The organism is Fundicoccus culcitae, assembly GCF_024661895.1.
GTDB lineage: Bacteria > Bacillota > Bacilli > Lactobacillales > Aerococcaceae > Fundicoccus_A > Fundicoccus_A culcitae.
This window is the reverse complement of the sequence record NZ_CP102453.1, coordinates 2,284,799-2,308,554: the sequence shown is the minus strand read 5'-3', so window position 1 is coordinate 2,308,554 and position 23,756 is coordinate 2,284,799. Positions and strand designations below refer to the sequence as shown.

General features: G+C 42.9%; 20 protein-coding genes, 1 pseudogene and 1 riboswitch. Of the genes and pseudogenes, 4 read left to right on the top strand and 17 right to left on the bottom strand.

What is annotated here, in order from left to right; genetic code table 11:
- Positions 1-19: 19 nt before the first annotated feature.
- The 7 genes from NRE15_RS10460 to NRE15_RS10430 form a co-directional block, all read right to left on the bottom strand.
- Entirely contained in the window at positions 20-364 is a 345-nt protein-coding gene (locus tag NRE15_RS10460; RefSeq protein WP_313792823.1) for a BMC domain-containing protein, read from the bottom strand.
- A 14-nt stretch (positions 365-378) separates the two neighbouring features.
- Positions 379-1,503: a 1-propanol dehydrogenase PduQ gene (locus NRE15_RS10455; protein ID WP_313792822.1), complete on the bottom strand. Its 1,125-nt coding sequence runs from the start codon at positions 1,501-1,503 to the stop codon at positions 379-381.
- 172 nt (positions 1,504-1,675) lie between these two features.
- Positions 1,676-2,263: a cob(I)yrinic acid a,c-diamide adenosyltransferase gene (locus NRE15_RS10450; RefSeq protein ID WP_313792821.1), complete on the bottom strand. Its 588-nt coding sequence runs from the start codon at positions 2,261-2,263 to the stop codon at positions 1,676-1,678.
- A 1-nt stretch (position 2,264) separates the two neighbouring features.
- Positions 2,265-2,702, bottom strand: coding sequence for a EutP/PduV family microcompartment system protein (locus tag NRE15_RS10445; RefSeq protein ID WP_313792820.1), 438 nt, complete (start codon positions 2,700-2,702; stop codon positions 2,265-2,267).
- Positions 2,703-2,716: 14 nt separating this feature from the next.
- Positions 2,717-3,061: a BMC domain-containing protein gene (locus NRE15_RS10440; protein ID WP_313792819.1), complete on the bottom strand. Its 345-nt coding sequence runs from the start codon at positions 3,059-3,061 to the stop codon at positions 2,717-2,719.
- Positions 3,062-3,357: 296 nt separating this feature from the next.
- Positions 3,358-3,508: riboswitch (adenosylcobalamin (AdoCbl) riboswitch) on the bottom strand.
- Between the two features lie 419 nt (positions 3,509-3,927).
- Positions 3,928-5,361: a glycoside hydrolase family 1 protein gene (locus NRE15_RS10435; RefSeq protein WP_313792818.1), complete on the bottom strand. Its 1,434-nt coding sequence runs from the start codon at positions 5,359-5,361 to the stop codon at positions 3,928-3,930.
- Between the two features lie 160 nt (positions 5,362-5,521).
- Positions 5,522-6,646 (bottom strand): NADH-dependent flavin oxidoreductase, encoded by a 1,125-nt coding sequence (locus NRE15_RS10430; protein ID WP_313794989.1) that lies wholly within the window; start codon positions 6,644-6,646, stop codon positions 5,522-5,524.
- 111 nt (positions 6,647-6,757) lie between these two features.
- Between NRE15_RS10430 and NRE15_RS10425 the strand changes: the two genes are divergently transcribed.
- The 3 genes from NRE15_RS10425 (at position 6,758) to NRE15_RS10415 (ending at position 8,985) form a co-directional block, all read left to right on the top strand.
- On the top strand, positions 6,758-7,291 hold the full coding sequence (locus NRE15_RS10425; protein ID WP_313792817.1) for a TetR/AcrR family transcriptional regulator: 534 nt from the start codon (positions 6,758-6,760) through the stop codon (positions 7,289-7,291).
- Between the two features lie 174 nt (positions 7,292-7,465).
- Positions 7,466-8,482 (top strand): zinc-dependent alcohol dehydrogenase, encoded by a 1,017-nt coding sequence (locus NRE15_RS10420; RefSeq protein WP_313794988.1) that lies wholly within the window; start codon positions 7,466-7,468, stop codon positions 8,480-8,482.
- A 188-nt stretch (positions 8,483-8,670) separates the two neighbouring features.
- Positions 8,671-8,985, top strand: a complete 315-nt coding sequence (locus NRE15_RS10415) for a TfoX/Sxy family protein (RefSeq protein WP_313792816.1) — start codon at positions 8,671-8,673, stop codon at positions 8,983-8,985.
- A 269-nt stretch (positions 8,986-9,254) separates the two neighbouring features.
- Here the strand turns inward: NRE15_RS10415 and NRE15_RS10410 are convergent, their stop codons facing one another.
- The 7 genes and pseudogenes from NRE15_RS10410 to NRE15_RS10380 form a co-directional block, all read right to left on the bottom strand.
- On the bottom strand, positions 9,255-9,569 hold the full coding sequence (locus tag NRE15_RS10410) for a cupin domain-containing protein (protein ID WP_313792815.1): 315 nt from the start codon (positions 9,567-9,569) through the stop codon (positions 9,255-9,257).
- A 7-nt stretch (positions 9,570-9,576) separates the two neighbouring features.
- Positions 9,577-11,310: a hydantoinase B/oxoprolinase family protein gene (locus NRE15_RS10405; RefSeq protein ID WP_313792814.1), complete on the bottom strand. Its 1,734-nt coding sequence runs from the start codon at positions 11,308-11,310 to the stop codon at positions 9,577-9,579.
- Positions 11,303-13,357: a hydantoinase/oxoprolinase family protein gene (locus NRE15_RS10400; RefSeq protein WP_313792813.1), complete on the bottom strand. Its 2,055-nt coding sequence runs from the start codon at positions 13,355-13,357 to the stop codon at positions 11,303-11,305. The genes NRE15_RS10405 and NRE15_RS10400 overlap by 8 nt, the downstream gene beginning before the upstream one ends.
- Positions 13,358-14,119: 762 nt before the next feature.
- The gene (locus NRE15_RS10395) at positions 14,120-14,431 is read right to left on the bottom strand and encodes a hypothetical protein (RefSeq protein ID WP_313792812.1); all 312 of its coding nucleotides are present in this window, start codon (positions 14,429-14,431) and stop codon (positions 14,120-14,122) included.
- A gap of 40 nt (positions 14,432-14,471) precedes the next feature.
- A pseudogene (locus NRE15_RS10390) lies at positions 14,472-15,137 on the bottom strand (Fic family protein).
- A 680-nt stretch (positions 15,138-15,817) separates the two neighbouring features.
- The gene (locus NRE15_RS10385) at positions 15,818-16,609 is read right to left on the bottom strand and encodes an SDR family NAD(P)-dependent oxidoreductase (RefSeq protein ID WP_313792811.1); all 792 of its coding nucleotides are present in this window, start codon (positions 16,607-16,609) and stop codon (positions 15,818-15,820) included.
- A complete protein-coding gene (locus tag NRE15_RS10380) occupies positions 16,599-17,936 on the bottom strand; it encodes a ferredoxin reductase family protein (RefSeq protein WP_313792810.1) in 1,338 nt (445 codons plus the stop codon). Before NRE15_RS10380 ends, NRE15_RS10385 begins: the two co-directional genes overlap by 11 nt.
- Before the next feature lie 849 nt (positions 17,937-18,785).
- Between NRE15_RS10380 and NRE15_RS10375 the strand changes: the two genes are divergently transcribed.
- A complete protein-coding gene (locus NRE15_RS10375) occupies positions 18,786-19,049 on the top strand; it encodes a hypothetical protein (RefSeq protein WP_313792809.1) in 264 nt (87 codons plus the stop codon).
- 198 nt (positions 19,050-19,247) lie between these two features.
- On the opposite strand, the gene NRE15_RS10370 is transcribed toward NRE15_RS10375, so the two are convergent.
- Genes NRE15_RS10370 through NRE15_RS10360 form a run of 3 tightly spaced genes read right to left on the bottom strand, consistent with a single transcriptional unit; the run spans position 19,248 to position 22,887 of the window.
- Positions 19,248-21,212, bottom strand: coding sequence for a PTS fructose transporter subunit IIABC (locus NRE15_RS10370; RefSeq protein WP_313792808.1), 1,965 nt, complete (start codon positions 21,210-21,212; stop codon positions 19,248-19,250).
- Between the two features lies 1 nt (position 21,213).
- On the bottom strand, positions 21,214-22,137 hold the full coding sequence (gene pfkB, locus NRE15_RS10365; protein WP_313792807.1) for a 1-phosphofructokinase: 924 nt from the start codon (positions 22,135-22,137) through the stop codon (positions 21,214-21,216).
- A gap of 3 nt (positions 22,138-22,140) precedes the next feature.
- Positions 22,141-22,887 (bottom strand): DeoR/GlpR family DNA-binding transcription regulator, encoded by a 747-nt coding sequence (locus NRE15_RS10360; RefSeq protein WP_313792806.1) that lies wholly within the window; start codon positions 22,885-22,887, stop codon positions 22,141-22,143.
- Positions 22,888-23,756 lie beyond the last annotated feature (869 nt).

Below are 23,756 nucleotides of genomic sequence, written 5' to 3'. Positions count from 1 at the left end.
TTCTCACCTCAAAGAAATGTTAACTACTACTTATAGAATTTGAATTAAACCCTAATACTTCAGATAGTACATCAACTATTTCCTTAATAGCAATTTTAACTGATGAAACATCTCCACTGATTACTAAAGAACCAGTGAATCGGTCCATAAAGTCAATCTCAACATTAGCTGCTTTAACTGCAATATCTACCGCTATAATTGCCGTTTCACTAGGTGTAATTGTCATAATGCCAATAGCATCCCTATCCGATCGATTGATACCTATCTTTCCATATACTTCTTCATCTGGATTCGCGATTACATGTGCTAAAGTTATCTGCTTTCCAGGAACATATTCCTGAATTACGCGTTCTCTACTATCCAATCATAATCACCCCGCTAATAGGCTTCTATTAGTATTCGCGCAACGTCTTTTGGCGTAACGGGTATTGGATTCGTTTTAGTTGTCATATCTTTTACTGCACTATCAGCGATTTCAGATAAATTATCATCGAACAATTTCTTGTCTAAGCCATATTCGGAAAACGAGTGAGGAATTCCCAAAGTAGTGAGTAACTTATTTATTTCATTCACTAAGGATCTTGTTCCAATCGTTGCACTTGCCGTATTAAGATCTAATATGCTTGCGATATAACGATATTTTTCAGCTACTTCCTGGTTTATTGAATTAGAAATACCACTATTAAACTTAATAACGTAAGGAAGTAATATTCCGTTTAACCTACCGTGAGCGATATGGAACTTAGCTCCTGCTGCGTGGGCAATACCATGATTTAACCCCAATGATGCTTGATTAAAAGCTAGTCCAGCAAGGGTCGATGCAATATGCATTTTCTCGCGGGCAACTTTATCTGTGCCATCTTTATAAGCTCTTGGTAAGTAGTCAAAGACTAGTTTAATTGCCTTCTCTGCAAAAGCATCTGATATGTCTGATGCTTTTGTTGAAACCATTGCTTCAATCGCATGGGTCAAAACGTCAATCCCAGTATTTGCCGTTTGGCTTTGAGGTAAATTAATTACCAAACTTGTGTCTAATATTGCTTCTTTCGGAAGAATATCATCGGTAACGAGTGGGTATTTTGTTCCGTTTTCTGCATCAGTAATAATCGCAAAATTTGTCACTTCTGATCCTGTCCCACTCGTAGTTGGAATACAAATTAAGGATGCATCCATCAAATTGTTAGACTGTTGTCCAAAGTAAATAATTCCTTTTGCCGCATCTATTGCAGAACCCCCTCCAATAGCAATAACTTGAGTTGGTCTAAAATCTTTAGCCAGTTCAATTCCTGCTACAATCGTATCTATCGGAGGATCCGGAATAACATCCTTAAAAACTAAAAGCTCATTTGAAGAAGAGATTAATGCCATTACTTTTGATAAAATCTCTGACTTTGAGATAAACTCATCAGTAATAATATATATCCGTTCCTTATCGAACTGTTCTAACCGCTTAAGACTATCTTCACCCATATGAATTTTTGTGCCAAAATTTACTGAAAACATAATAGCCTCCTTCCTTAAAAACTAAAAAAAGCCACAAGAAATAAGCATCTAGCATAGACACTAATTTTCTTATGGCTTCATTGCACTTTTATTTAGTTGCACGTCATTGTGCAAGTAACTGCTTTCAATATATAATTAATCTTTCTATTTGTCAACTAATATTCAAAATTGATTATATTTCAGGAAGATCTGCTTTTGTTATTTCAGTATGAAACACCTTACCACTACGCTCATAAAGGACATCACTGACACCTTCTTTGGCATTAACATATCGAGCGCAAGCAAAGAAGTAATCTGATAGTCGATTGATGAAGCGCATGACTTCTTGATTAGTATCATTTTTCCACTGGAAAGATACAATCTCTCTCTCGGATCTCCTTGCCACTGTTCTAGCAAAATGCAAATAACTCGCTATTAACGATCCACCTGGCAAAATAAATGACTCAATAGTTGGAGCTTTTTGAGAATATTCATCAATACGGCTTTCTAACCAAAGTGTATTTTCTTTTTTTAATCTAGCTTCTTTAGGACTTTCTGGGTTTGCCAAATCATTTCCACAATCAAATAATAATTGTTGTATCTCCATTAGTTCTTCTTGTAAATCACCGTATTCTTTAGCTAAACTAACAATAATTCCAACAATACTATTCAGTTCATCAATTGTTCCATAGGCCGTCACACGTGAAGAATCTTTTGTAACTTGTGAACCTCCTATAATCCGTGTTAATCCTTTATCTCCTGTTCTTGTGTATATTTGCATCTTAATCCTCCTCTTTATTCAAAAAATCTAGCAAAGCATCAATTCCATCTCGATTCAAAGAAGAGACTTTAAAGATATCTGTAACTCCAGCTTGTTTTAAATTATCTTCAACAAGTTTTATCTCTTCAGTTGATGAAATGTCCACTTTTGTTATAATCCCAATACAAGGTTTAACTAAGGAATGTGCAAAACCAGGTGAAAATATCTGACTTGTATCTGTTGCACTAGACACAAACGCAATCAAATCAACTTCAGTAGATAAATTCTGAATGGAACTATAGTAGTATCTATGTTGAATAAATTCCCCAGGTGTATCAATAACATCATCAAAAAAATCAACTGCTTGAGTTTTATCATATGCTATATCTTCACCATAAATAGCTTGTTTTAATGTTGTTTTCCCGGCAAAGACCGGTCCAATAAACATAACCTTTTTCATTCATTCACTTCTTTCTAAGTCATGGTTATTTTCGCAACAGAAAAACCTAGTGCTGACTGAAGAAAATCATTTGCTGCTTGAATAGAATTTTTTACTGCCGCCACATCTCCTAGAACTACAACGGAACCACTGAAACGGTCTACAAAACCAATTTCAACTTCTCCTGCCTTCTTTGCTTTATCAACTGCAATAATAGCAGCTTCCCCTGGAGTTATGGTCATAATACCAATTGCCGAAAAGTTCTTACCTTTAAAACCTAATTTTTCTTTCACTCTTTCATCTGGGCGTGAAATTACATGTGCCATAGTTACCTGTTTACCTGGAACTGACTCATATATTTTTCTCTCTAACTCAGCCATACTCGCACCTCACCTTTCATGTAAGCGCAACAACACACTTCAATATTATGTAATTAAAGATTAAAAGTCAATGCTTATGAAATAGAAAAACAGCAACGTTAAATCGTTGCTGCTCTAATTTCTATTTAAAAACATAAATAACTTTAGTATTTAATCACTCTCAATACAGGCTTATAACCTTCATTAGTTTTTCATTCTTCATTGAAAATCAAGTAATTCTGTATTTAGAGTGATATTGATAGAGACCTCCATTTTGCTAAAAATGAGTCCGTTTCAATCCTATGCTTCTTTGCATAACTTACGACACTGTCTTACCTCGAAACAGCAACGTTAATAATTAGCAAACTAATATAAAGACCTGACTCAATACCTAAGGCATTATTACAGTGGCGGGACCGTGTTGGAATCTAACCAAACTTCCATATACTAGCTACTCCATGGTTTATCTATCGAAATAATCATATAGCATGCTTATATGAAATGCAAGCGTTTCATATAAAATCATTAATTATGGTTATACCAATTTCAAAAAATTATTCACCGGCACATCATAGAGATAGTGTTTTCTAAACTGTTCCAGCATTTATTCTTTATATCTCCATTCAACTTAAAATTTCACTTTAACTTCATCAATTTCTTTTATCACAATAGATTGACTGATAAAGATCTTAGCATTGTCTAAGAGTCGAAAGTGGTTTAGATATGGCAATACAAGAAAGCCGGGCTTAGCATATCGCTCACTGTCCAAATGATACATAAAAATTAGTTAGAAGATAGAAAGGGCGTTTTGCTCAGCACCTTTTTTGCACGATTATATTTCAACATTGAAAGTAGCAGTGATATTTATTAAATGGTTTCTTGGTGTCTTATTGTTCATCTAATCCGTTTGATGCAATGACATTCTTATACCAGTTGAAGCTCTTTTTCTTGTAGCGATTCATAGTGCCGTTGCCGTCATCGTCCAGATCGACATAGATAAAGCCGTAACGTTTAGACATCTCTCCGGTTGAAGCACTCACTAAATCAATGCAACCCCAAGGAGTGTAGGCAAATAAATCTACACCATCCAAATTAATGGCCTTTTCCATTTCGGCGATGTGTTTTCTCAAATAATCAATGCGATAATCATCATTAATTACGAAATTGGCATCGGGAGTATCGATGGCTCCTAAGCCATTTTCAGAGACATATAAAGGGACGCCATAACGTTCATACAAATCGCCTAAGGCAATTCGCAAGCCAACGGGATCGATTTCCCAGCCCCAATCACTGGCTTCTAAAAATGGGTTGCGCGTGCCACCTAAAAAGTTTCCGGATACGCCTTGGTGATTCGGATCGGTTGAGATAACGGATGACATATAGTAACTAAAGGATAAGTAATCGACGGTGTAATTTTTGATTAAGTCAAGGTCGCCTGGTAAAATATCTAATTCAATGCCGTGCTGTTTGAAGTAACTGATGGCATATGAGGGATATTCCCCTCTTACTTGAATGTCATTACAAAAGTAGTTGAACATTCGGTTGCGTTCTTTCATAGCTAAGACGGTTTGGGGGTTTGAATCGTAAGCATACATGGTAGCGTAAATACTCATACAGCCTACTTTAATATTGGGATTGAGTTCATGGGCGATTTTGGTGGCGATTGAGCTAGCGACAAATTGGTGGTGTAAGGCTTGGAAATTCTCTTGTTCCGTTGCGTTCCGCATAGCCACACTAAAGAAAGAGCCGCCGACGCCGGTATTAATTTCATTAAAGGTCATCCAATATTTTACTTTATGGTGGTATCTTTCTAAAATGGTGCGGGCATACACTTCAAAGAAGTCGACTAATTTCCGGTTTTTCCAACCGCCATATGCTTTAACGAGATTGAGGGGTGTTTCATAGTGCGACATGGTAATGGTTGGTTCGATATTGTGTTTGAGTAATTCATCAATCACATTGTCATAGAATTGTAAGCCGGCTTCATTGGGTGCTTGGTCGTCACCGTTAGGGAAAATCCGCGCCCAAGATATGGACATTCTAAAGGTTTTGAAGCCCATCTCCGCAAACAAGGCAATATCTTCTTTGTAGCGGTGATAGAAATCAATGCCTTTGTGGTTAGGATAGGTATATTTATCGGTATCAATTTCTAAGGGATAGTCTTCAGATCTGAGTAGTTTCATACGATCTTTTCCACCTGGTGATACATCGGCAATGGTTAAGCCTTTGCCGTCCTCGTTATAGGCACCTTCTAGTTGATTGGCGGCGGTTGCGCCACCCCATAAGAAATTTTCGGGGAATGTTCTTTTTACTTCCGTCATGGTAAAACCTCCTAATTTTATGGTATGCATGGCTTCTGCGTTGTTACTCGACTAACTTAATTGAAGCATATCCTTGGTTATTAAGCAAATTATTCCAGAGATATTTATTTGAAGGTTTTAAAAGAAAAGACACCCGCGGATTTGGGTGTCTTTGGTGGTTTTAAATGGTTTCAATGCCTGGCATCGGTGGTAAAGGATAGTTGCCGGATTTGTACATTTGGCTTAAGACAGGTGGCCATTTGGCTTTGTCGAATTGTGCTTGAGTTAATGTTGAAACAATTTCATCGCCACGATTTTCAATGATTTTCTTACCGAATTCAGGGTCAATTAAAGAGGCACGACCGATTCCTACTAGGTCCCCATACTCTAAGGCTTTTTCAGCATCCGTTTGAGAGAAGACATTGGAAACAATAATGAGTTTAGCCCGATCTGCAATGACCTCTTTGAAAAGCTCGCTATATGTCCGATCTGAGTTGGTTGCTTTTTGGTCATATTGAGTCATTAGGGATAAGTGAATATAATCGAGCGGGTAGGCTAGGACGGCGTCAATTAATTGAGTTGATTCCTTGTATGAATAGCCAAAGTTTTCTTCATGAATTTCTTCAGGAGAGATGCGGTAGCCAATAATAAAGTCTTTGCGACCACTTTCTTCAACGACACGGCAAACTTCCTTCACTACTGCTAGAGGGAACTTCATGCGTTTTTCAAGGCTTCCACCCCAATTATCCGTGCGGCGGTTAGAATATTCTGAAAAGAATTGTTGTAAGAGGTAATGGTTAGCACCATGAATCTCAACGCCATCGAAACCTGCTTCCATCAAACGGCGTGTCGCTTGACCGAAATCTTCGATAATTGATTCAATCTGTTCGTTGGTTAACTCTTTTACAGGATAGCCTAGGAATTCCATATCAAAAGCGCTTGGTGCATGTGCTTCATTGAATAATTTGTAAGCTTCTCCTGATTCACGACCTGCATGCTGTAATTGTACAATGGCTTTGTTGCCATCTTTTTTGAGTGTTTGAGCTAATTGTTTTAAGCCTGGTATGAATTTATCGTCATAAACACCAATTTGAAAAGGGACACCCTTACCTGTTTCAGTGACAGAACAAGCTTCTACAATAATCATACCTGCAACGTTTGAACGTGCGCCATAGTAATCTAAAGTTGTTTGTGAGACGGTTCCATCCTCATTAGCGTGGAAAGTAATCATTGGCGGCATTACTAGACGGTTTGTGACAGTAGCTCCATTATTAAATGTTAATGAATCTGTTAATGACATGTATATTTCCTCCTAAAAGTTTATACATTAATTTAAACAAAAAGTAAGGTGGAAAGTAAGTGACAATATTCACAAATTGTATCATTTATGATAAAATTACTTTTGAGGTGAACTTTAATGTCAACACAGGCTAGAATAGATATTTGCACTGCATTAAGCGATTTACTAAATCATAAATCTTTTGAAGATATTACCGTGAAAGATATCACATTGAAAAGTGGGTATAGCCGTGCCACTTTTTACCGCCATTTTAAAGATAAGTATGAAGTGATGAATTATGCGTACACATATAAGGTGGATCAACTAATAGACGTTTATGGTGAGAATAACCAAGAAATCATTATTCAAACTTTAGAGTATATGCAAAATCATTCTGTCTATTTTAAGCATGTTGCAAAAAGTGAAGGTCAGAATTCTTTTACAAATTTTGTCTATCAATATACTATCGACTATTTCAATCAATATCAGTCTGATGCTTTAGCGAATTATTCTAATGATAATGATGAGAAGTCTTCTTTGCTTGTTTTCATTAGTAGTGGTTCGGTTGCGATTGTTAATCAATGGATTAAGGACAATTTTAAACAACCAGCGAAATGGATTGGTCAGTTGATTTATCGATTACTACCTGATCCGATCAAACCACTAAACTAGCAATAATAAAAACAGTATTGGAATTATTTATTTTTAATAATTTTCATTAAGGAAAAAGCAATTGTTTGTAGTGGTTTTATTGATAAATTGAATGTGCTTTATTCTTATGTTACACTTATTCTAACGTATCTTTTTTGCTGAAGTCACTATAAAGGAGGAATTTTTGTGAAAGAAATGCAATCGGTGATATTTAATGGCATTCGTGATGTTGATTTAACTATGAAACCTGTCCCTACCCCTGAAGGTGGAGATGTCCTTGTTAAGGTTAAAAAAGCTGGAATTTGTGGGACTGATGTTGCCGCATATAAGTATGGGGGCGAGCATGCTAGTATCCAAGCCGGTGATGAGTTCGGTCATGAAATGGTAGGAGAAATTGTCAGTCTAGGTAAAGACGTATCTCAATTTAAAGAGGGAGATCGTGTCTTTGTGAATCCACAATATTTCCAGAGAATGGACACTAAACACCGCGGTGGCGCTTTTTCAGAATATGTTCTAGTTCATGATGCAAAATTAGATTTCAATCTATTTATGCTCCCTGATAATTTATCGTATGACGATGCTGTACTTATTGAACCTTTTAGTGTGGGAATCCATGGGAAAAACATTCCCAATGTTACAGCTGATTCAAAAGTTGTGATTTTTGGTTCTGGTACAATTGGTCTCAGTGCTTTAACGGGTGTTATAGCAAGTGGCGTTAAAAATCCAGTTCTTACTGATATTGATCCAAAACGATTGAAGACAGCCGAAGAACTAGGTGCAACGACTTACTTAACCAGTACGGATAGTGAATTCAACGACTTTTTGATTGGGCATTTTGGTGAGAGTTTTTCAATGATACGAGGAAGTGTTTCTGATGCGGACGTTTATATTGATTGTGCAGGAGCTCCTACAATCTACCAAAGTTATAGTAACCTTGCTAAAAACGGCGCTTATCTTTCAGTAGTAGCGAGTCATCATAAAGATAATTTAGTTAATTTCAAAGATTTGATGTGGGGAGAACAAAAAATAGTTGGTTCTTTTATGTATAACACCAATGATATCAAAGAAGCCATTCAAATTCTGAGTGATGGTAAGACTAAAATAACGAGCATTATTACTCAAAAATACCCACAAAGCCAAGCTAAAGAAGCCCTTGAAATTGCTTCAGATACGAGTCAATCGATTAAAGTCGTGATTGATTATGATTTATAATTGTTTGGGATAGTGCCGATATAATCGGTATGAATTAATTCTTAATAAACACCCATAAAACCTTCAGATGTAAGGTTTATTGGGTGTTTTTAATTGTATTTCTTAGACGTTTTACTTATCCAGATCGAGTACTATGGATGATTAGTGTGCTCTTTTAGTGATAAAATAGATCAAAAGGAGTGTTAATCATGGAATCGAGCAAAGACTATTTAGAGTTTATATTAGAACAATTATCTGAACTAGATGTCATTACTTATCGTGCAATGATGGGTGAATATATCCTTTATTATCGCGGTAAAATTATTGGTGGAGTTTATGACAATCGATTTCTTGTAAAACCTGTTCAATCAGCCATAGATTATTTGCCGAATGCTGAGTATGAGTTACCCTATGATGGCGCGAAGGAAATGCTATTGGTTAGTGAGATTGATGATAAAGCATTTTTGAGTGGTTTGATACATGTGATGTATGATGAACTACCGGATGCTAAGAAAAAGAAGTAAGGGTTAGACTTTGATGGGCTAATTGTCTTTGTAGCAGACGTATTTATTTTTTGAATGAACTTATTTGGGGGCTTTTGTTATATCATTTAGGGAAGAATTATTTACCCTACTTAAAAAGTGACTTGCCTCCTAGACACCACCTATTGATATGGTCGTGTCTCTATTCCACAAAAATGCAGCTAGTTATATTAATATAAGTATATTCGTAAAACAAAAGAGGCGGAGCATGTTTAGTGCTTACCGCCTCTTTTTTGTTTTTTTGGGTTGGCTTACTCTACCAAGGTATACACAATATACACTTCTTCATCCCCAACATTTTGGCACCATTGTTGGTGACCGGCGGGAATATGAATGAAGTCGCCGGCTGTCATGGTGAAGGCTTGGTCTTCGATTTCACCGATGAGTTTGCCTTTGACTAAGTAGGAAAACTCCTCTTCGGGGTTGGATTTAGATGCTGTAGCGGGAAAACGTGCGCCGGTAGGGATAATCACATGTCCCATCTTGACTTTCGTTTGTCCTTTTTCGTAAAGGTGCATGCGTTGATTGAGTGTATCGCGGTTAAAATCTGTGTGTTTGATTTCCATGTGGCACCTAACCTTTACGCACGGCTAATTCTTCAAAGTCAAAGGTATCAGGATCCACTTGGACGCCAAAGGTTTCCGCTGCCACTTTCACAGAATAATAGCCATTTTTAACATCTAGGGCAACTTGTTCGGCTGGACGTTGGTGCGGGTTGCCGTTCCCACCGCCTGTTCCGGTTTTCAAGATGACGACATCGTTGGTGTTCAAGGTATGGTTTTCCATACCGAATGGTCCATAGACGTCGCCGTTGGCGCGTTGAATATAGGCATCGTTGGAATTGCCTTCAAATCCACCATCCACACCCCAAGGTTTGGACAAGTGGTGCCCAAAGGTGACGGTGACCGATTGTAGATCATTGAGGGCCCGGTAAGAACGCACGGTGCCACGGCCACCAATATATTTACCAGCACCTGCCGCGGTATCATCCGTCCGCAAGGCATATTCTTCCACTAAAATACCATAACGGGTTTCAGCCACTTCAACTGGGACATTATAGGTTTCCCCATTGCCATAACAAAACTGTCCGGATTGTCCGTCATTATCGATTGCTGCACCCCAGCCTCCGGTAGTTGGTTCAACCAACATAAAAGACTGACCGCTGTCGGGATGCGTGCCGCCTAATACAACGGAGGACACGGCTGCGTAGTGACCGGCAATGAGGCGGTGAGGTAGAACATCGACCAGGGCTTTTTGGATAATATTGACCACTTCTAAAAAGGTAATAAAGTAATTGGACACCGGCACGGGTCTTTCAGCCGAGACAATGGTTTTGGGTTGGGTCACAATTTTCATTGGTCGGAAAATGCCATCATTAACATCTTCATCAGGGACGGTAATCGATAGGAACATGGCACGGACAGCGGCTTCTAAACCTGAAGCCGTCAGATTGATTGGACCGGGCACTTGGTCGGCGGTGCCACTAAAATCAAAGGTAACATCCTGATCGTCAATGGTGATATTTACTTGAACGAGGAAGGGGCCGTGGCCAAGGCCGTCACTGTCGATGTATTCATGGGCGGTGTAAGTGCCGTTGGGTAGGTCTTTGATGGCTTGGCGCGCCAGGCTTTCGCCGTGATCCAACAGGTTGTTGATAGCTTCCTCCATGGTGGCTGAGGAATATTTTTGGTGCAATTCAATGAGGCGTTTTTCGCCAATGCGCAAACCGGCGATTTGGGCCCACATATCGCCAATGGATTGGTCGGGAAAGCGGACGTTTGAGCGGATGATATCCACGACCGCATCGTTGATCACGCCTTGGTTAAAGAGTTTGATGCAGGAAAATTGCAAGCCTTCCTGATAAATATCGGTGGAATTGTTGGTGAAGGAACCGGGATCTTTACCGCCAACTTCGGTCCAGTGGGCTTTGTTGGCCGCAAAACCAATGAGTTTGTTGTGGTAAAAAATCGGCAGCACTAGGCCGACGTCTGATAAATGTGATCCGCCACCTTGATAGGGGTCGTTGATGATAATCAAGTCGCCTTCTTTGAGTGTGTCGCCCGGGAATTTGGCGAGCGTTTCTTTGACCATAAAGGTCAACATACCGATAAAGCCCGTAATCCCATTTCCCTGTGTTAATAAATTCCCCTGCGCATCCAAAAGGCCGGAAGCGTAATCGAGGGTTTCATAAATAATGGTGCTCATGGAAGTGCGAGCGGTGGTGACAAACATTTCATCGCCAATGGAATGCAAGGCATTTTTGATGATTTCTAATGTAAATGGATCGGTTGGTGTGGTTTTAGTCATTGTTTTCAGCCCTTTCTATCACTAAATTGCCGTACTTATCTTTATGGATATTTTGTCCGCGGTAAACGACGGTCGACGACGTGGGTTCTTCGATAATCACGGGACCGGCTAAGGTTTCGTTCGTTGGCAGTGTCGCACGGTCATAGATGGGGGTGTTAACCCAGCCGGCGTCTTCAAAGTAAACCGGGCGCTCTTCAATAAATGCCTCTGCAAGAGGCGCAGTGATATTTATTTCGAGGAGTTGCGGTTTTTGGGTTGGCGCGGTGGCAGACAGATGGTAATTCACAATCTCACAGGCGTGGTCCGGTAATTTAAAGGTATAGGTCTTTTCATGGAGGGACGCGAAGTCTTCCATGATGGTCGCGCGCTGGTGGGCGTCAAGGGTCGGGTTGGCGACGGGCACTTTCACGGTGTGCTCTTGGCCGGCATAGCGCATATCCAAAAAGTATTGGTAGTTCAGGGTGTCGGCGTCGATGTTTTGTTGCGCGAAATTGTTGGCCGCTTGGGTTTCCATTTGTTGCCAGTTGGTGGTGAATGTGTTCGGGTCGATGGTATTGAGCGACTGGATATTGGTTTGGATATAGTCCTGGCGCAGGTCGGTTAAGAGCATGCCCCAAGCGGCAAAAACGGACGAGGCAATGGGCACGATGACTTTGTTGATGCCTAGTTCCAAGGCTAGGGCTGGCGCGTGCATGGAACCCCCGCCACCAAAGGCGATTAGGGCGAAATCTTTGGGATCGTGGCCTTTACGGATGGAAACGAGTTTTATGGCGTTGAGCATGTTGGAATTAGCCAGGCGAATAATGCCAAGGGCGGCTTCCTCGGTGGTTAGCTTGAGCGGCTGGGTGATGGTTTGGTCGATGCCCGCTTTGACTTTGTCCATGTCGACATCGTAGTTAAAGTTTTTAGCGCTCAGGCGGCCGGTGTAAAGGTTGGCATCGGTTGTGGTCGGCTGGGTGCCGCCAAGGTTGTAGGCGATGGGACCCGGTGTCGCGCCGGCGGATTGCGGTCCGACGTGGAGCGCGTTGGCCGAGTCGAGCCAAGCAATGGATCCCCCGCCGTTGCCGATTTCGACGATGTCTACCACGGGCGCCTTGATTGGATAGCCAGCGTGGCGGTCGTCTTTTTCGATAGCATAGTCGGTTGAAATTTTGACTTCCCCATTTTCGATGAGGGACGTTTTGGCGGTGGTGCCACCGATGTCAAAGGCGATGAGGTTTTCTTCGTTGATCAGTTTGCCGAGGGCGGCGGCGCCATAAATCCCTGCGGCCGGTCCTGATTCCACCATGGTGATGGGCGTTTCTTTGGCGTCTGCGAAGGTGGTCGTACCGCCGTTGGATTGCATCACAAATTCTTGCTTGACTTGGATGTGATTGTTGAGTTCTTGGTCTAATTTGTCTAGGTAAGAATTGGCGATGGGTTTCACATAGGCGTTGAGTGCCGTGGTGTTGGTGCGTTCGTATTCGCGCCACTCACGGGTAATCTCGTGCGAAGCGGTCACTGTTACTTCCGGCCACTTGGCTTTGATCCATTCGATGGTTTGTTGTTCATGCGTCGGGTTAATGTAAGAATGCAGGTAGGAAACCGCGATGGCTTGCACTTTTTCGCGTTTAAAATGAGCGATGGCTTGGTCGATTTGTTGTTCGTCGAGCGGGGTGAGAATGTCCCCCTTATAGTTGAGGCGTTCGTCCACTTCTAGTCTGAGGTAGCGCGGAATGAACGGCTTTGGTTTTTGGTATTTAACATTAAATAAGTCTGGTCGATTCCCCCTGCCGATTTCTAAGACGTCTTTGAATCCTTTGGTGGTGATTAGGCCCGTTTTAACGCCTTTTCTTTCCGTGAGCGTGTTAATAATAACGGTCGTCCCATGAATAAATATCTCTACGTCAGCGTTGTTAAGGAGCCCCGCTTCTTGAATGGCGTTTAAGACGCCTTGTTCGTAGGCTGCTGGTGTGGTGGCACTTTTATGTGTCTGTATTTGACCGGTTGTATCATCGATGTAGACGAGATCGGTGAAGGTGCCCCCAATGTCTGTCGCTAATTTCATGGTTGGTTAATTCCTCTCATGGTATTTTCATTTTAGGTTTATTATATAGCGGATTGGGGGGGAATTCAATGAGGGGGGTGGGGCGCACACATATTGGGGCGGTTGTTGTGAGCGCAGGATGAGGCGCACACATATTAGGGCGGTTGTTGTGAGCGCGGGATGAGGCGCTCACATATTGGGGCAGTTGTTGTGAGCGCGGGATAAGGCGCTCACATATCGGGGCAGTTGTTGTGAGCGCGGGATGAGGCGCTCACATATCGGGGCAGTTGTTGTGAGCGTGAACTGAGGCGCACACAAGAAACGACGCTTCTTGTGTGCGCGGGCTGGTTGGGGCTGGTGCTAGTGGGGCGCGGGTGGGTAAGTTGGAAGTAACCAACCGCGTTTTTGGTGTATTAATGACTTTATCTTGGTAAATTATTTATTTTTCAATCCATTTGTGAAACGCGTTATAGTATTTGGGATTTACTATAATGCGTTTGGTAATCGCGTTATAGTAATTGGGGTTTACTATAATGCGTTCGGTAATCGCGTTATAGTATTTGGGGTTTACTATAATGCGGTTGTTAATCGCGTTATAGTATTTGAGGTTTACTATAATGCGTTTGGCATTGAGGGCTTACTATGCGGTTGCCATTCGCATATAGCGTTTTATGGTTTCCATATACGCGTTTGGCATTCGCATATAGCGTTTTATCAGTTCCATATACGCGTTTTGCAAATCATAAGACTTGCTGGTATTAAGGCGCTTTATTATGCACTTGTTTAAACCAACCGCATAAAATTGATGACGGGTACTTCGTAGGGGTGGTGCTGCTTGATTAGTTCTAAAGTGAGAGTCTGATTCTGGCTTTCGATGCGAAATTCGACTTTGACTTCATCCACCTCTTCAATCACATTGGTTTGACCGATAAAGGGTTGCGCATTATCCAATGGGCGGAAGTGGCCTTTGACGGGTGTGTAGGCGTAGCAGTAATCGTAATTGCCTTCGCGTAGGAAGCCGGCTTGATTGAGGGCTTCAATAATGGTTGCTAGGTGTTCTTGGGGTACAAAAAATTCAACTTTTAGATAATCCATGATGGGCTCCTTTTTTTATATTGTGATATTTATTAGGGGGTTAATTGAATTGTGTCATGCGGTTTTTTTCGTATTCGATGGACGTTCTCAAAATAGTTGTTAGTGCATGGGTGTCATTGTTCGTTAGCGCCTCGATATATGGGGTTCTGTCGTCCTTGTTTATGATAATCGGGGCTTTAAGGTGATGTAAGCTAAGGTGCAGCAGCAAAATGCGCCCCGTGCGGCCGTTACCGTCTGAAAAAGGATGTATTTGCTCAAATTGAATATGAGTGTCTGATAATATTTTCAGTTGTTCTTGTTCTGATTCGGCGCTGTCTAGTCGGTAGGTGGTGTTATCGGTCCATTGTTGCATTAATTGTGGCGTTTCCTGTGGTGTCGCTGTTGTGAACCTTGCTCCTATGATTGCATTTTGCTCTGTCTTGAATTGGCCACTGTCATGCTGCAAGCGATCAGTTAATAAACGGTGAAAATCTTTAATCATGCTTAGACTTAATGGAGTGTCATCTTTAAGTTAATCCAGCATATAGCTAAATGTCTGTTTATGGTTAACAATCTCATAAAACGCCTGTACACTTTGACGCCCGCTCGGCAAGCTGCCCTCTAAAAAAATTGTGCCGGTTTCGGCCAGACTTATTGTATTGCCCTCAATACCGCTTGAATTGTACGCCATCCGTATCAAAACATCCTGTAAATATCTCTGCTTCATGTGATTGCGATTCCCCCAGTCCTGCAGATTAGTTTTAGTCATTATTCTTTTAGGGGCTGTAGTGGCATCACCCCATTTTATGTTGTTTGTTGTTGTATTTATAGTATACATTATTATTATGTTTTCAACGATTATTGGGCGGGTGCAAGTTGGGGAGGATTATGTGGCGGGGATTCAGTGAGAGGTGGGAGGTGGAAGGCCGAAGGCCGCCAAACGGCTATTCGTTTAGCTGGATAGTATAGCTAGTTCTAACTATTTTTCACTTATCTGAGTGAGGCGCGCTTACATATTGGGGCGGTTGTTGTGTGCGCGACAGGGGGCGCTCACATATCGGGGCAGTTGTTGTGTGCGCGACGGGGGGGGGGGGGGCGCTCACATATCGGGGCGGTTGTTGTGTGCGCGACTAGGGGCGCTCACATATCGGAGCGGTTGTTGTGTGCGCGAACCTAAGTGGGAAATGTGTGACCGATTAGCCTTAATCTGTCATCTGCTCGTACTGCAAATGACAGAATAGCCTTAATCTGACATCTGCTCTTGAAGCAAAAGACAGAATAGCCCTATTCTGGCCAAAATCCGGGTGAAAAGTAAGCAGGAAACGAGGCTATCCGTTTGCGCCGCCTCGCACTGCAACCCAAGGGGTAAATGAAAAAACTCTCCACGTGGGAGAGTCTATTGGTTCTCTATTGTTGGGCGCCCATGCCGCCGTCGACGCGGTATTGGGAGCCGGTGATGAACTCGCTGTCGTCGGATGCTAGGAATAAGACGAGTTGGGCGATGTGTTCGGCGTCGGCGTAGCGGCCGAGTGGAATGGTTGCCTCAAAGTTTTTCCTTGCACCTGCGGCATCTTCTTGTCCGGCTTCAACGCCTTCCATCATGGTCGTGTCGACCGGTGATGGGTGGATGGAATTCACGCGGACACCGTGTTCGGCGACTTCAAGGGCAGCGGTTTTGGTTAAGCCGACCACTGCATGCTTGGATGCACTGTAGGGTGATAGACCTGGGGAACCTCTTAAGCCGTCCACGGAAGAGGTGTTGATGACACTCCCGCTTCCCTGCTTAGTCATCAGTGGCAGCACATGTTTCAAGCCTAGGAAGACACCGGTGGTATTGATGGCCAACACATTTTCAAAGTCTTCCAGTTTGATGTCCATAAGATCCGTTGGCTTGCCCGTGATACCGGCATTGTTGAATAAAATATCTACGCGTCCAAAGGTGTCTTTGATTTTAGCTACGTAGTTTTTAACGTCGGCTTCTTTGGTGACGTCAGCCGTAATGGCTAGAATATTGTCGGAATTGTTGAGTGATTCGACTGCTTCATTTAAAGCGTCTTCGGATAGGTCAACTAAAGCGACTTTGGCGCCTTCTTTTAAGAATAACTCGGCGGCTGCGATGCCAATCCCGCCGGCGGCACCTGTAATAATAGCTACTTTTTCGTTTAATGTATTAATAATGAATTCTCCTTTAAAATGCAAATTCTTCGATGTTGAGTTGATCTTCGGTCACATTGTTTTCGGCTAATAAACTTTTGGCGGCCTCTAGCATGGGTGGCGGACCACAGACGTGCCAGGTGGCAGTTTGGTAAAACTCTTCCAATCCTTCGGCATGGATAAAATCATTATCGACAAAGCCGTGTGGGAAGCCGTCAACTTCTTCTTCACTAAAGATAATATGGTGTGAGAAGTTGGGATATTTATTCGAAAGGTCTTTTAATTGGTCGTAAAACATGAGTTGGTCTTCATAACCGACGCCCCAAATAAAGACGATGCGGCGGTCGGAATTTTGGGCGATTTCCTCGCGCAGGACGCTCAGGCTAGGGGTCAGGCCGATGCCGCCGGACAGGAGCACCATGGGCTCGTTGGAATCGCGGACCTCCGCTGGGTAAAAATCACCGTAAGGGCCTTCGATGGTAACTTGATCGCCCTCTTTGACGTTAGCCAGTGTGCTAGTGAAATCGCCGTCTTCCTGGATCATCACAATGATGGTGTCTTGGTTGCGGGTCGGCGAACTGGCAAAGGAAAACGGATGGGCTTCGCTGGAAACTTGCGAATCCACGAAGCGGAAGAAGCCAAATTGGCCGGCTTGGTAGTCCATACGGTCGCCTTTTGTCGGTTGCAGTTCAATTTCATGAATCTTGGGCGACGGTTGATGGGTGCGGATGACTTGGTATTTCGGCAGGCGCGCTAAGCGGATTTTGTAGATGGCGTACCAACCTAAGACGAGGACGGTATAGACGGTCGCTAGCAGGCGGAATGGCGTATTGTCTAAAAGGTACTCCACGTTGTAGACATGGAAGTGGATCCCGACAATGCTAACGATGGCTAGGCGGTGTAGCCACAGATGGAAGTTCCGGTTGGCTTTGTTTTTGAGGTTCATTAGTTGCTTAGATTTTTTGATGATGGTGTCTGAAAGGACGAATATCCCGGTTAACATCACGATGATGAGCGAGGTGAGTCCGACGTAGCCCAGAATGGATGTGTTGGTTAAATTCAGTGTTAGCACATTTTCCAGCCCGCTCCAACGGATGAAGACATGGATTGCGAGTGTTACCGGCAGTACCATGGCCATCCAAGCATGGACTTCATACATATTAGTTAAGCCGAGGCGACGTTCGATGGCTTTGGGTCGGACGGCAATTAGGACGAGAGTTAACATAATGCAAAACGATAGCGTCCCCGTGACGTTTGATAGTAACTCCGTGAAGTTTGGCGGTATATATTGCGACAACAAAGCCATTAAGAAGGTCCCAAACATCAACAGGGCAACCCCTGGGAAAAACCATCTTAAAGCTTTTTGACTCATAAACATCTCTCCTTCTAATAAATATCACACAATATACCAATCAATATACGACAAGTTTATTGTGTTGGCTATGGTATTACCTTAACACGGCAAGTGGGTTGAATCAAATGATACGCATTGATGTTGTTATTTTATTTATATTTCAATTAAGTCTTAGTTGTGGTTTGGTGAGTGTTGGGGGTGGTTGATTTTTTATGTGGATTCCGTGGTTTGTGGGGCTTATTCTGTTTTTTGAGTTGATGTTTACTGCGTTTGAGGCGATGGGGGGATTCTGAGTAATATTATTATTTTATTTATTTATCTGTTGCTTTTTCTCAATGGTTGAATATACAAGAAGGGTATCGGGGAATTTGTTAAAAATAATAAAATATTTTGTGGGCGCTGAGGAAAGTTCTGAGGGTGTGTTTAGCTATGACCAAAACCTAGGGCTAGCCTTGGTTTCTGTATGTATCGAGTTGCTTTATTGTCATATGGATGATGGGTCTGTGGCATTAAGACGCTATATGGTTGGATTGATGGCGATGCCTACCCTTCTCATCGCCAGCTATTAAAATTGGTGGCGATGCTCACCCTTCTCTTCGCCAGCTATTAACTTAGGTGGCGATGGTTAGCTATTCCCTCGCCATCTATCAACTTAGGTGGCGATGCTCACCTACTCCCTCGCCAGCTATCGGGTTAAACGCGGCCAAACGGGACTTCGTTTGGCGGGCGTAACACCAGTGACCGCCAAACCGGGATTCATTTGGCGGGCTCAGCTGAAATCGTCGTCTCACGTTTGGCTTTTACATCTTATCGCTCCAACTTGCCGGTCGTCATTTCCAAGGGAAGGCCGGCAAATGAACTTGCCGGATGTCAAATGATATTGTCGTCCGCCTTTTGCGCATTTTCACCCTATCGTTCCAACTTGCCGGTCGTCGTTTTAACGGGAAGGCCGGCAAACGGACTTGCCGGATGTCAGCTGATATTGTCGTCCGCATTTTGCACATTTTCACCCTATCGCTACAATTTGCCGGTCGTCGTTTCCAAGGGAAGGCCGGCAAACGGACTTGCCGGATGTCAGCTGATATTGTCGTCCGGCAAGTTAGGTTATTTGATCAAAATTATCGTAAATGACTTGTCATGCACTTCCCACTTACCAGTGACAGCCAAACCAACCTTCATTTGGCGGGCGTAACAGCAGTGACCGCCAAACCACATTCCATTTGGCGGGGGCAACTTGTTTGACCGCCAAACCAACCGTCATTTGGCGGGGGAGCACCCCAAAAAACGCACCCGGTTTATCGCAATAAACCGGGTGCGTAGCAGAGATATTTAGTTAAGGATTTCTTCGGGTTTTTTAACGAAGACGCTGAGTAAGACGGCACCGACTGCGCCGCCGATGAGCCAGGCAAGGAGGTACATCCATGGGTTGGTGACGCCGCCGGCGAGGACGGCGAAGATACCGCCGTGTGGGACGTAGCTGACGCAACCGAACACCATGCTGAGTGCGCCGGCGACACCTGCGCCGATGGCGAGGGACGGGATGACGCGCAGTGGGTTGGAGGCGGCAAAAGGAATCGCTCCTTCGGTAATGAAGGCCGCACCCATGACATAGTTGACCAATGCTGAGTTTCTTTGTTCTGGTGCCCAAAGATTTTTGTTAAAGGTGGCTGATAAGGCGATGGCTAAAGGTGGAACCATACCACCGACCATAACGGCTGCCATTACGTTTGAGCCGGCACCGTTTGATGCGGTTACCAAGGCAGTTCCTGTGACGTAGGCGGCTTTGTTAATTGGGCCACCCATATCAATTGACATCATGGCGGCGGACACAAAGCCGAGCACGACGGATAGTTCGGACGGAATGCTACTTAAGGCATTTTGCAAGCCGTTCATAACTGCACCCATTGGTGCGTTGACAACGAAGAACATAATAAGTCCCATGGCCAACACGCCTAAAACGGGATATAAAAAGATTGGCTTCATGCCTTCTAGGGACTTGGGTAACCAACTGAGTCCTTTACGCAATACCCATACAATGCCTCCAGCAAGGAAACCGGCAACTAAAGCGCCTAGGAATCCAGAAGATTGAGCATTTTCAAAAACACCTCCCGCATTAAAGGCGGTTAGGATGCTAGGGTTGGCAAAGACCCCACCCATAAAACCAATCACTAATCCGGGACGATCCGCAATCGATTGACCAATATAGCCCGCAAAAATAGGCAGCATCATCGCAAAAGACATATCACCAAAACTTTTTAAGGTGTGCGCAATCGCATTGTAAGAAGGATCCTCTGGATTGGCGGAGTTAATTCCCCAGAAAAAGGACAGTGCCGCTAAAATCCCACCCGCTACGACGAATGGCAACATGTGTGAAACACCATTCATCAAATGTTTGTAAAATTGGCGACCAAGGGATTCCTTTTCATCTGAATCCGCTAAATGCGCTTGGTCACTTTCACTGGCATGATAAATGTTCGCATCTTGCTTGGCTGCGCGACTCACCAATTCGTCGGCTTTATTAATGCCATCCGCCACTTTCGTAATAATCACCGGCTTGCCGTCAAAGCGTGCCATCTCAACTTGCTTATCCGCCGCCACAATAATCGCCGTTGCCCGCTCAATATCTTCCCTAGTCAATTTATTGCCGACACCCGTTTGGCCGTTCGTTTCCACTTTAATGCCATAGCCAGCCTTTGCGGCCGCTTGATTCAATTTCTCCTCGGCCATATAGGTATGTGCAATCCCCGTCGGACAAGCCGTTACCGCCAACAAATAAATATCACTGTCACTTGCCGTCGTGCTGACTACTTGGCTTTCCTGCTGCGTTTGGGCTGCTTCTTTCTCCGCTTCGTAATGTGCGATGGTATCAACCACTTCATCCGGCGTTGCCGCCACCAAAAGTGCCTCTTTTGCTTCAGGATTCATTAAAATGCTTGATAATTTTGCTAAAGCTTGTAAATGCTCACCCCCACCTTCTGGTGCAGCAATCATAAAAATTAATTTAACAGGCAAGCCGTCAAAAGAATCCCATTCAACGCCTGATTGTGAACGGGCAAATACAATAGCCGCTTCCTTGATGGAGGCATCTTGTGCATGTGGGATAGCTATTTCTTCGCCAACCCCCGTTGTTGATTGTGATTCACGTTCTTCCAATTTTGCGACATAGCTGTCAACATCGCTCACTCCACCAGCGTTGGCATAATTTTGTGCTAGATGCACGAGGGTGCTTTTTTTATCTGTAGTCACTAAAGCTAAGTCCATGGCTTCTTTAACAAATAAGTTTGCTAACTTCATATTATTCTCCTATCCTTTCAACCTTGATTTCCTTCACCAGTGCGTCAACCAAATCTGCTTGTGCTATTCCAACCGAGAAAGCTGTCGCACTCCCACAGGCAGCGCCTTGTTTTAAACTTTCAACATAATCTTGTGTTTCAATATATTTGGCGACAAAACCAGCAACCATTGAATCCCCTGCACCCACTGAATTAATCACTTGCCCTTTAGGTACATAAGATTGATAAACATCGCCTGTTTCGGTTAACAAAACCGCTCCTTTGCCACCGAGAGAGACAATGATATTTGTTGCTCCGAGCACTTGAAGTTCTTTGGCGTAGTGGATCACGCTAGCTAACGAATCGATGGGCGTTTGAAAAATCTCGCTCAACTCGTCGGCGTTCGGCTTAATCAAAAATGGATGGTAGGCTAAGCAGGCTGTCAACAAATCTTTGTTGGTATCCAAAACAAAATGCGCTTTACGGATTTGGCAGAGTTGGGCCATTCTTACAAAATGGTCGCTCGTCATCCCCGGTGCTGTATTGCCCGCCAGAAAAACCGCATCCCCTTCTGTTAGTCGCTCTTCAAAATAATTAAATAACTTCTCAATATTCGCTGCGTCAATCACAGGACCTTTTCCATTAATTTCCGTTTCTTCCTGTGCTTTTAACTTCACATTAATACGCGTCATCGCATCGAGTTTAATAAATTCAGGCTTCACACCTTCTGCTGTTAAAGAATCATGAATAAAGTCACCCGTAAAGCCACCGATAAAGCCAGTCGCGACATTATCATACCCTAAGCGTTTTAATAGAACAGAGATATTAATCCCCTTACCGCCCGCAACATAACTGTCTTTTTCGACACGGTTCAAAGCACCTAATTGGAGGTTGTCTAAATTCATCACAACATCAACCGCTGGATTAAATGTTATCGTATATAGCATCGCTTATACTTCCTTCACTTTAGTATATTTTTCATACTTGTCTTTCGTGCTTGCCTCTAATTGATTGGTAATAATCGTCGCATCATCCAATTCAACAATTTTACAAAATGACACTTTCTCAAATTTACTACTATCCGATAAAATATACGCCTGATTCGCTTGGTTAATGGCCATTTGCTTGATATTAGCCTCTTCGATATCCGGTGTCGTAAAACCATATTGACTATCAATCCCATTCGTTCCAATGAACGCTTTTGAAAATCGATATTGTTTCAATTGCTTTTGCGTATCAGACCCAATCATCGCATACGTCTTCGGCTTCACTTGACCACCCAGCAAAATTGTTTGGATATCTCGATTAGCTAATTCACTCGCAATTTCCAACCCATTTGTCACCACTGTAATCCCCAATGCTTGTATATAAGGAATCATCGCCATCGTCGTCGTCCCAGCATCAATATAAATAAAAGCATTCGCTTCAACCAATGACGCTGCATACCGACCAATCCGATCCTTCTCATCCGTAAACTGCCCTATCTTCTCTCTCACACTTGGCTCATATTCAACCGTAAAAATCCGCTTGGCTCCCCCATGAATTCGAACAAGTTCTCCACTTTCCTCCAGCTGCGATAAGTCCCTTCGAACCGTCGACTCTGAAGCATCCGTCGCATCCATAATATCTTGCAACTTCACGACCGAATCATTCATCAACAAACTTCGAATTATCCGGTGCCGCTCTTCTGTAAGCATTTTCATCACTTCCTTGCCTATAGAATACACCAAACTCATTCACAAATCAATCATTTTCTTCCAAAAACCTTCTTTTTCATTCATTTTAATAAATATCCCTGCTAGGAAACCGTTAGTTTGACCTCGGATTCAGGTTTATCTGACGGGAAACCAGTCATTTGACGTCAGATACAGGTTATTCTTATAATTCGGCGGCTTTAATTTTTATGTCGCCGAATTCTTTCGTTGACTAAATAAGTTTAAATTTTTTATTATTTGAAGATAATTTGTTCTAATCGCTATTCAGGCCAATTTTCATAAAATTTTGGACCGATTACAGCTATTCAGTCCAATTTCTTTGCAATTTTGACTGAATAGGTAGGCCACATGTACCACTAAGTGGACTATGATTGTATCGGATGGCCACATGTACCATTAAGTGGCCTATGATTGTATCGGATGGCCACATGTATCACTAAGTGGACTATGATTGTATCAGATGGCCACATGTAACACTAAGTGGACTATGATCGTATCGGATGGCCACATGTACCATTAAGTGGACTATGATTGTATCGGATGGCCACATGTATCACTAAGTGGACTATGATTGTATCGGATGGCCACATGTATCACTAAGTGGCTTATGATTGTATCGGATGGCCACATGTACCACTAAGTGGACTATGATTGTATCGGATGGCCACATGTATCACTAAGTGGCTTATGATTGTATCGGATGGCCACATGTACCACTAAGTGGCCTTTGATTGTATCGACTAGCCACATGTACCACTTTTGACCTAAAACCAGTAAACTCCAAAATTGAGTTTTGGACCGATTAAGTCTATTCGGGCTAATTCTCAACCAGTTTTGGACCGATTAGCAGC

Excerpts from the sequence above, each read along its gene's own strand:
- NRE15_RS10455 (WP_313792822.1), bottom strand. The coding sequence starts at position 1,503 with ATGTTTTCAGTAAATTTTGGCACAAAAATTCATATGGGTGAAGATAGT.
- NRE15_RS10450 (WP_313792821.1), bottom strand. The coding sequence starts at position 2,263 with ATGCAAATATACACAAGAACAGGAGATAAAGGATTAACACGGATTATA.
- NRE15_RS10445 (WP_313792820.1), bottom strand. The coding sequence starts at position 2,702 with ATGAAAAAGGTTATGTTTATTGGACCGGTCTTTGCCGGGAAAACAACA.
- NRE15_RS10440 (WP_313792819.1), bottom strand. The coding sequence starts at position 3,061 with ATGGCTGAGTTAGAGAGAAAAATATATGAGTCAGTTCCAGGTAAACAG.
- NRE15_RS10435 (WP_313792818.1), bottom strand. The coding sequence starts at position 5,361 with ATGACGGAAGTAAAAAGAACATTCCCCGAAAATTTCTTATGGGGTGGC.
- NRE15_RS10425 (WP_313792817.1), top strand. The coding sequence starts at position 6,758 with ATGTCAACACAGGCTAGAATAGATATTTGCACTGCATTAAGCGATTTA.
- NRE15_RS10420 (WP_313794988.1), top strand. The coding sequence starts at position 7,466 with ATGCAATCGGTGATATTTAATGGCATTCGTGATGTTGATTTAACTATG.
- NRE15_RS10415 (WP_313792816.1), top strand. The coding sequence starts at position 8,671 with ATGGAATCGAGCAAAGACTATTTAGAGTTTATATTAGAACAATTATCT.
- NRE15_RS10410 (WP_313792815.1), bottom strand. The coding sequence starts at position 9,569 with ATGGAAATCAAACACACAGATTTTAACCGCGATACACTCAATCAACGC.
- NRE15_RS10405 (WP_313792814.1), bottom strand. The coding sequence starts at position 11,310 with ATGACTAAAACCACACCAACCGATCCATTTACATTAGAAATCATCAAA.
- NRE15_RS10400 (WP_313792813.1), bottom strand. The coding sequence starts at position 13,357 with ATGAAATTAGCGACAGACATTGGGGGCACCTTCACCGATCTCGTCTAC.
- NRE15_RS10395 (WP_313792812.1), bottom strand. The coding sequence starts at position 14,431 with ATGGATTATCTAAAAGTTGAATTTTTTGTACCCCAAGAACACCTAGCA.
- NRE15_RS10380 (WP_313792810.1), bottom strand. The coding sequence starts at position 17,936 with ATGAGTCAAAAAGCTTTAAGATGGTTTTTCCCAGGGGTTGCCCTGTTG.
- NRE15_RS10375 (WP_313792809.1), top strand. The coding sequence starts at position 18,786 with ATGTCAAATGATATTGTCGTCCGCCTTTTGCGCATTTTCACCCTATCG.
- NRE15_RS10370 (WP_313792808.1), bottom strand. The coding sequence starts at position 21,212 with ATGAAGTTAGCAAACTTATTTGTTAAAGAAGCCATGGACTTAGCTTTA.
- pfkB (WP_313792807.1), bottom strand. The coding sequence starts at position 22,137 with ATGCTATATACGATAACATTTAATCCAGCGGTTGATGTTGTGATGAAT.
- NRE15_RS10360 (WP_313792806.1), bottom strand. The coding sequence starts at position 22,887 with ATGCTTACAGAAGAGCGGCACCGGATAATTCGAAGTTTGTTGATGAAT.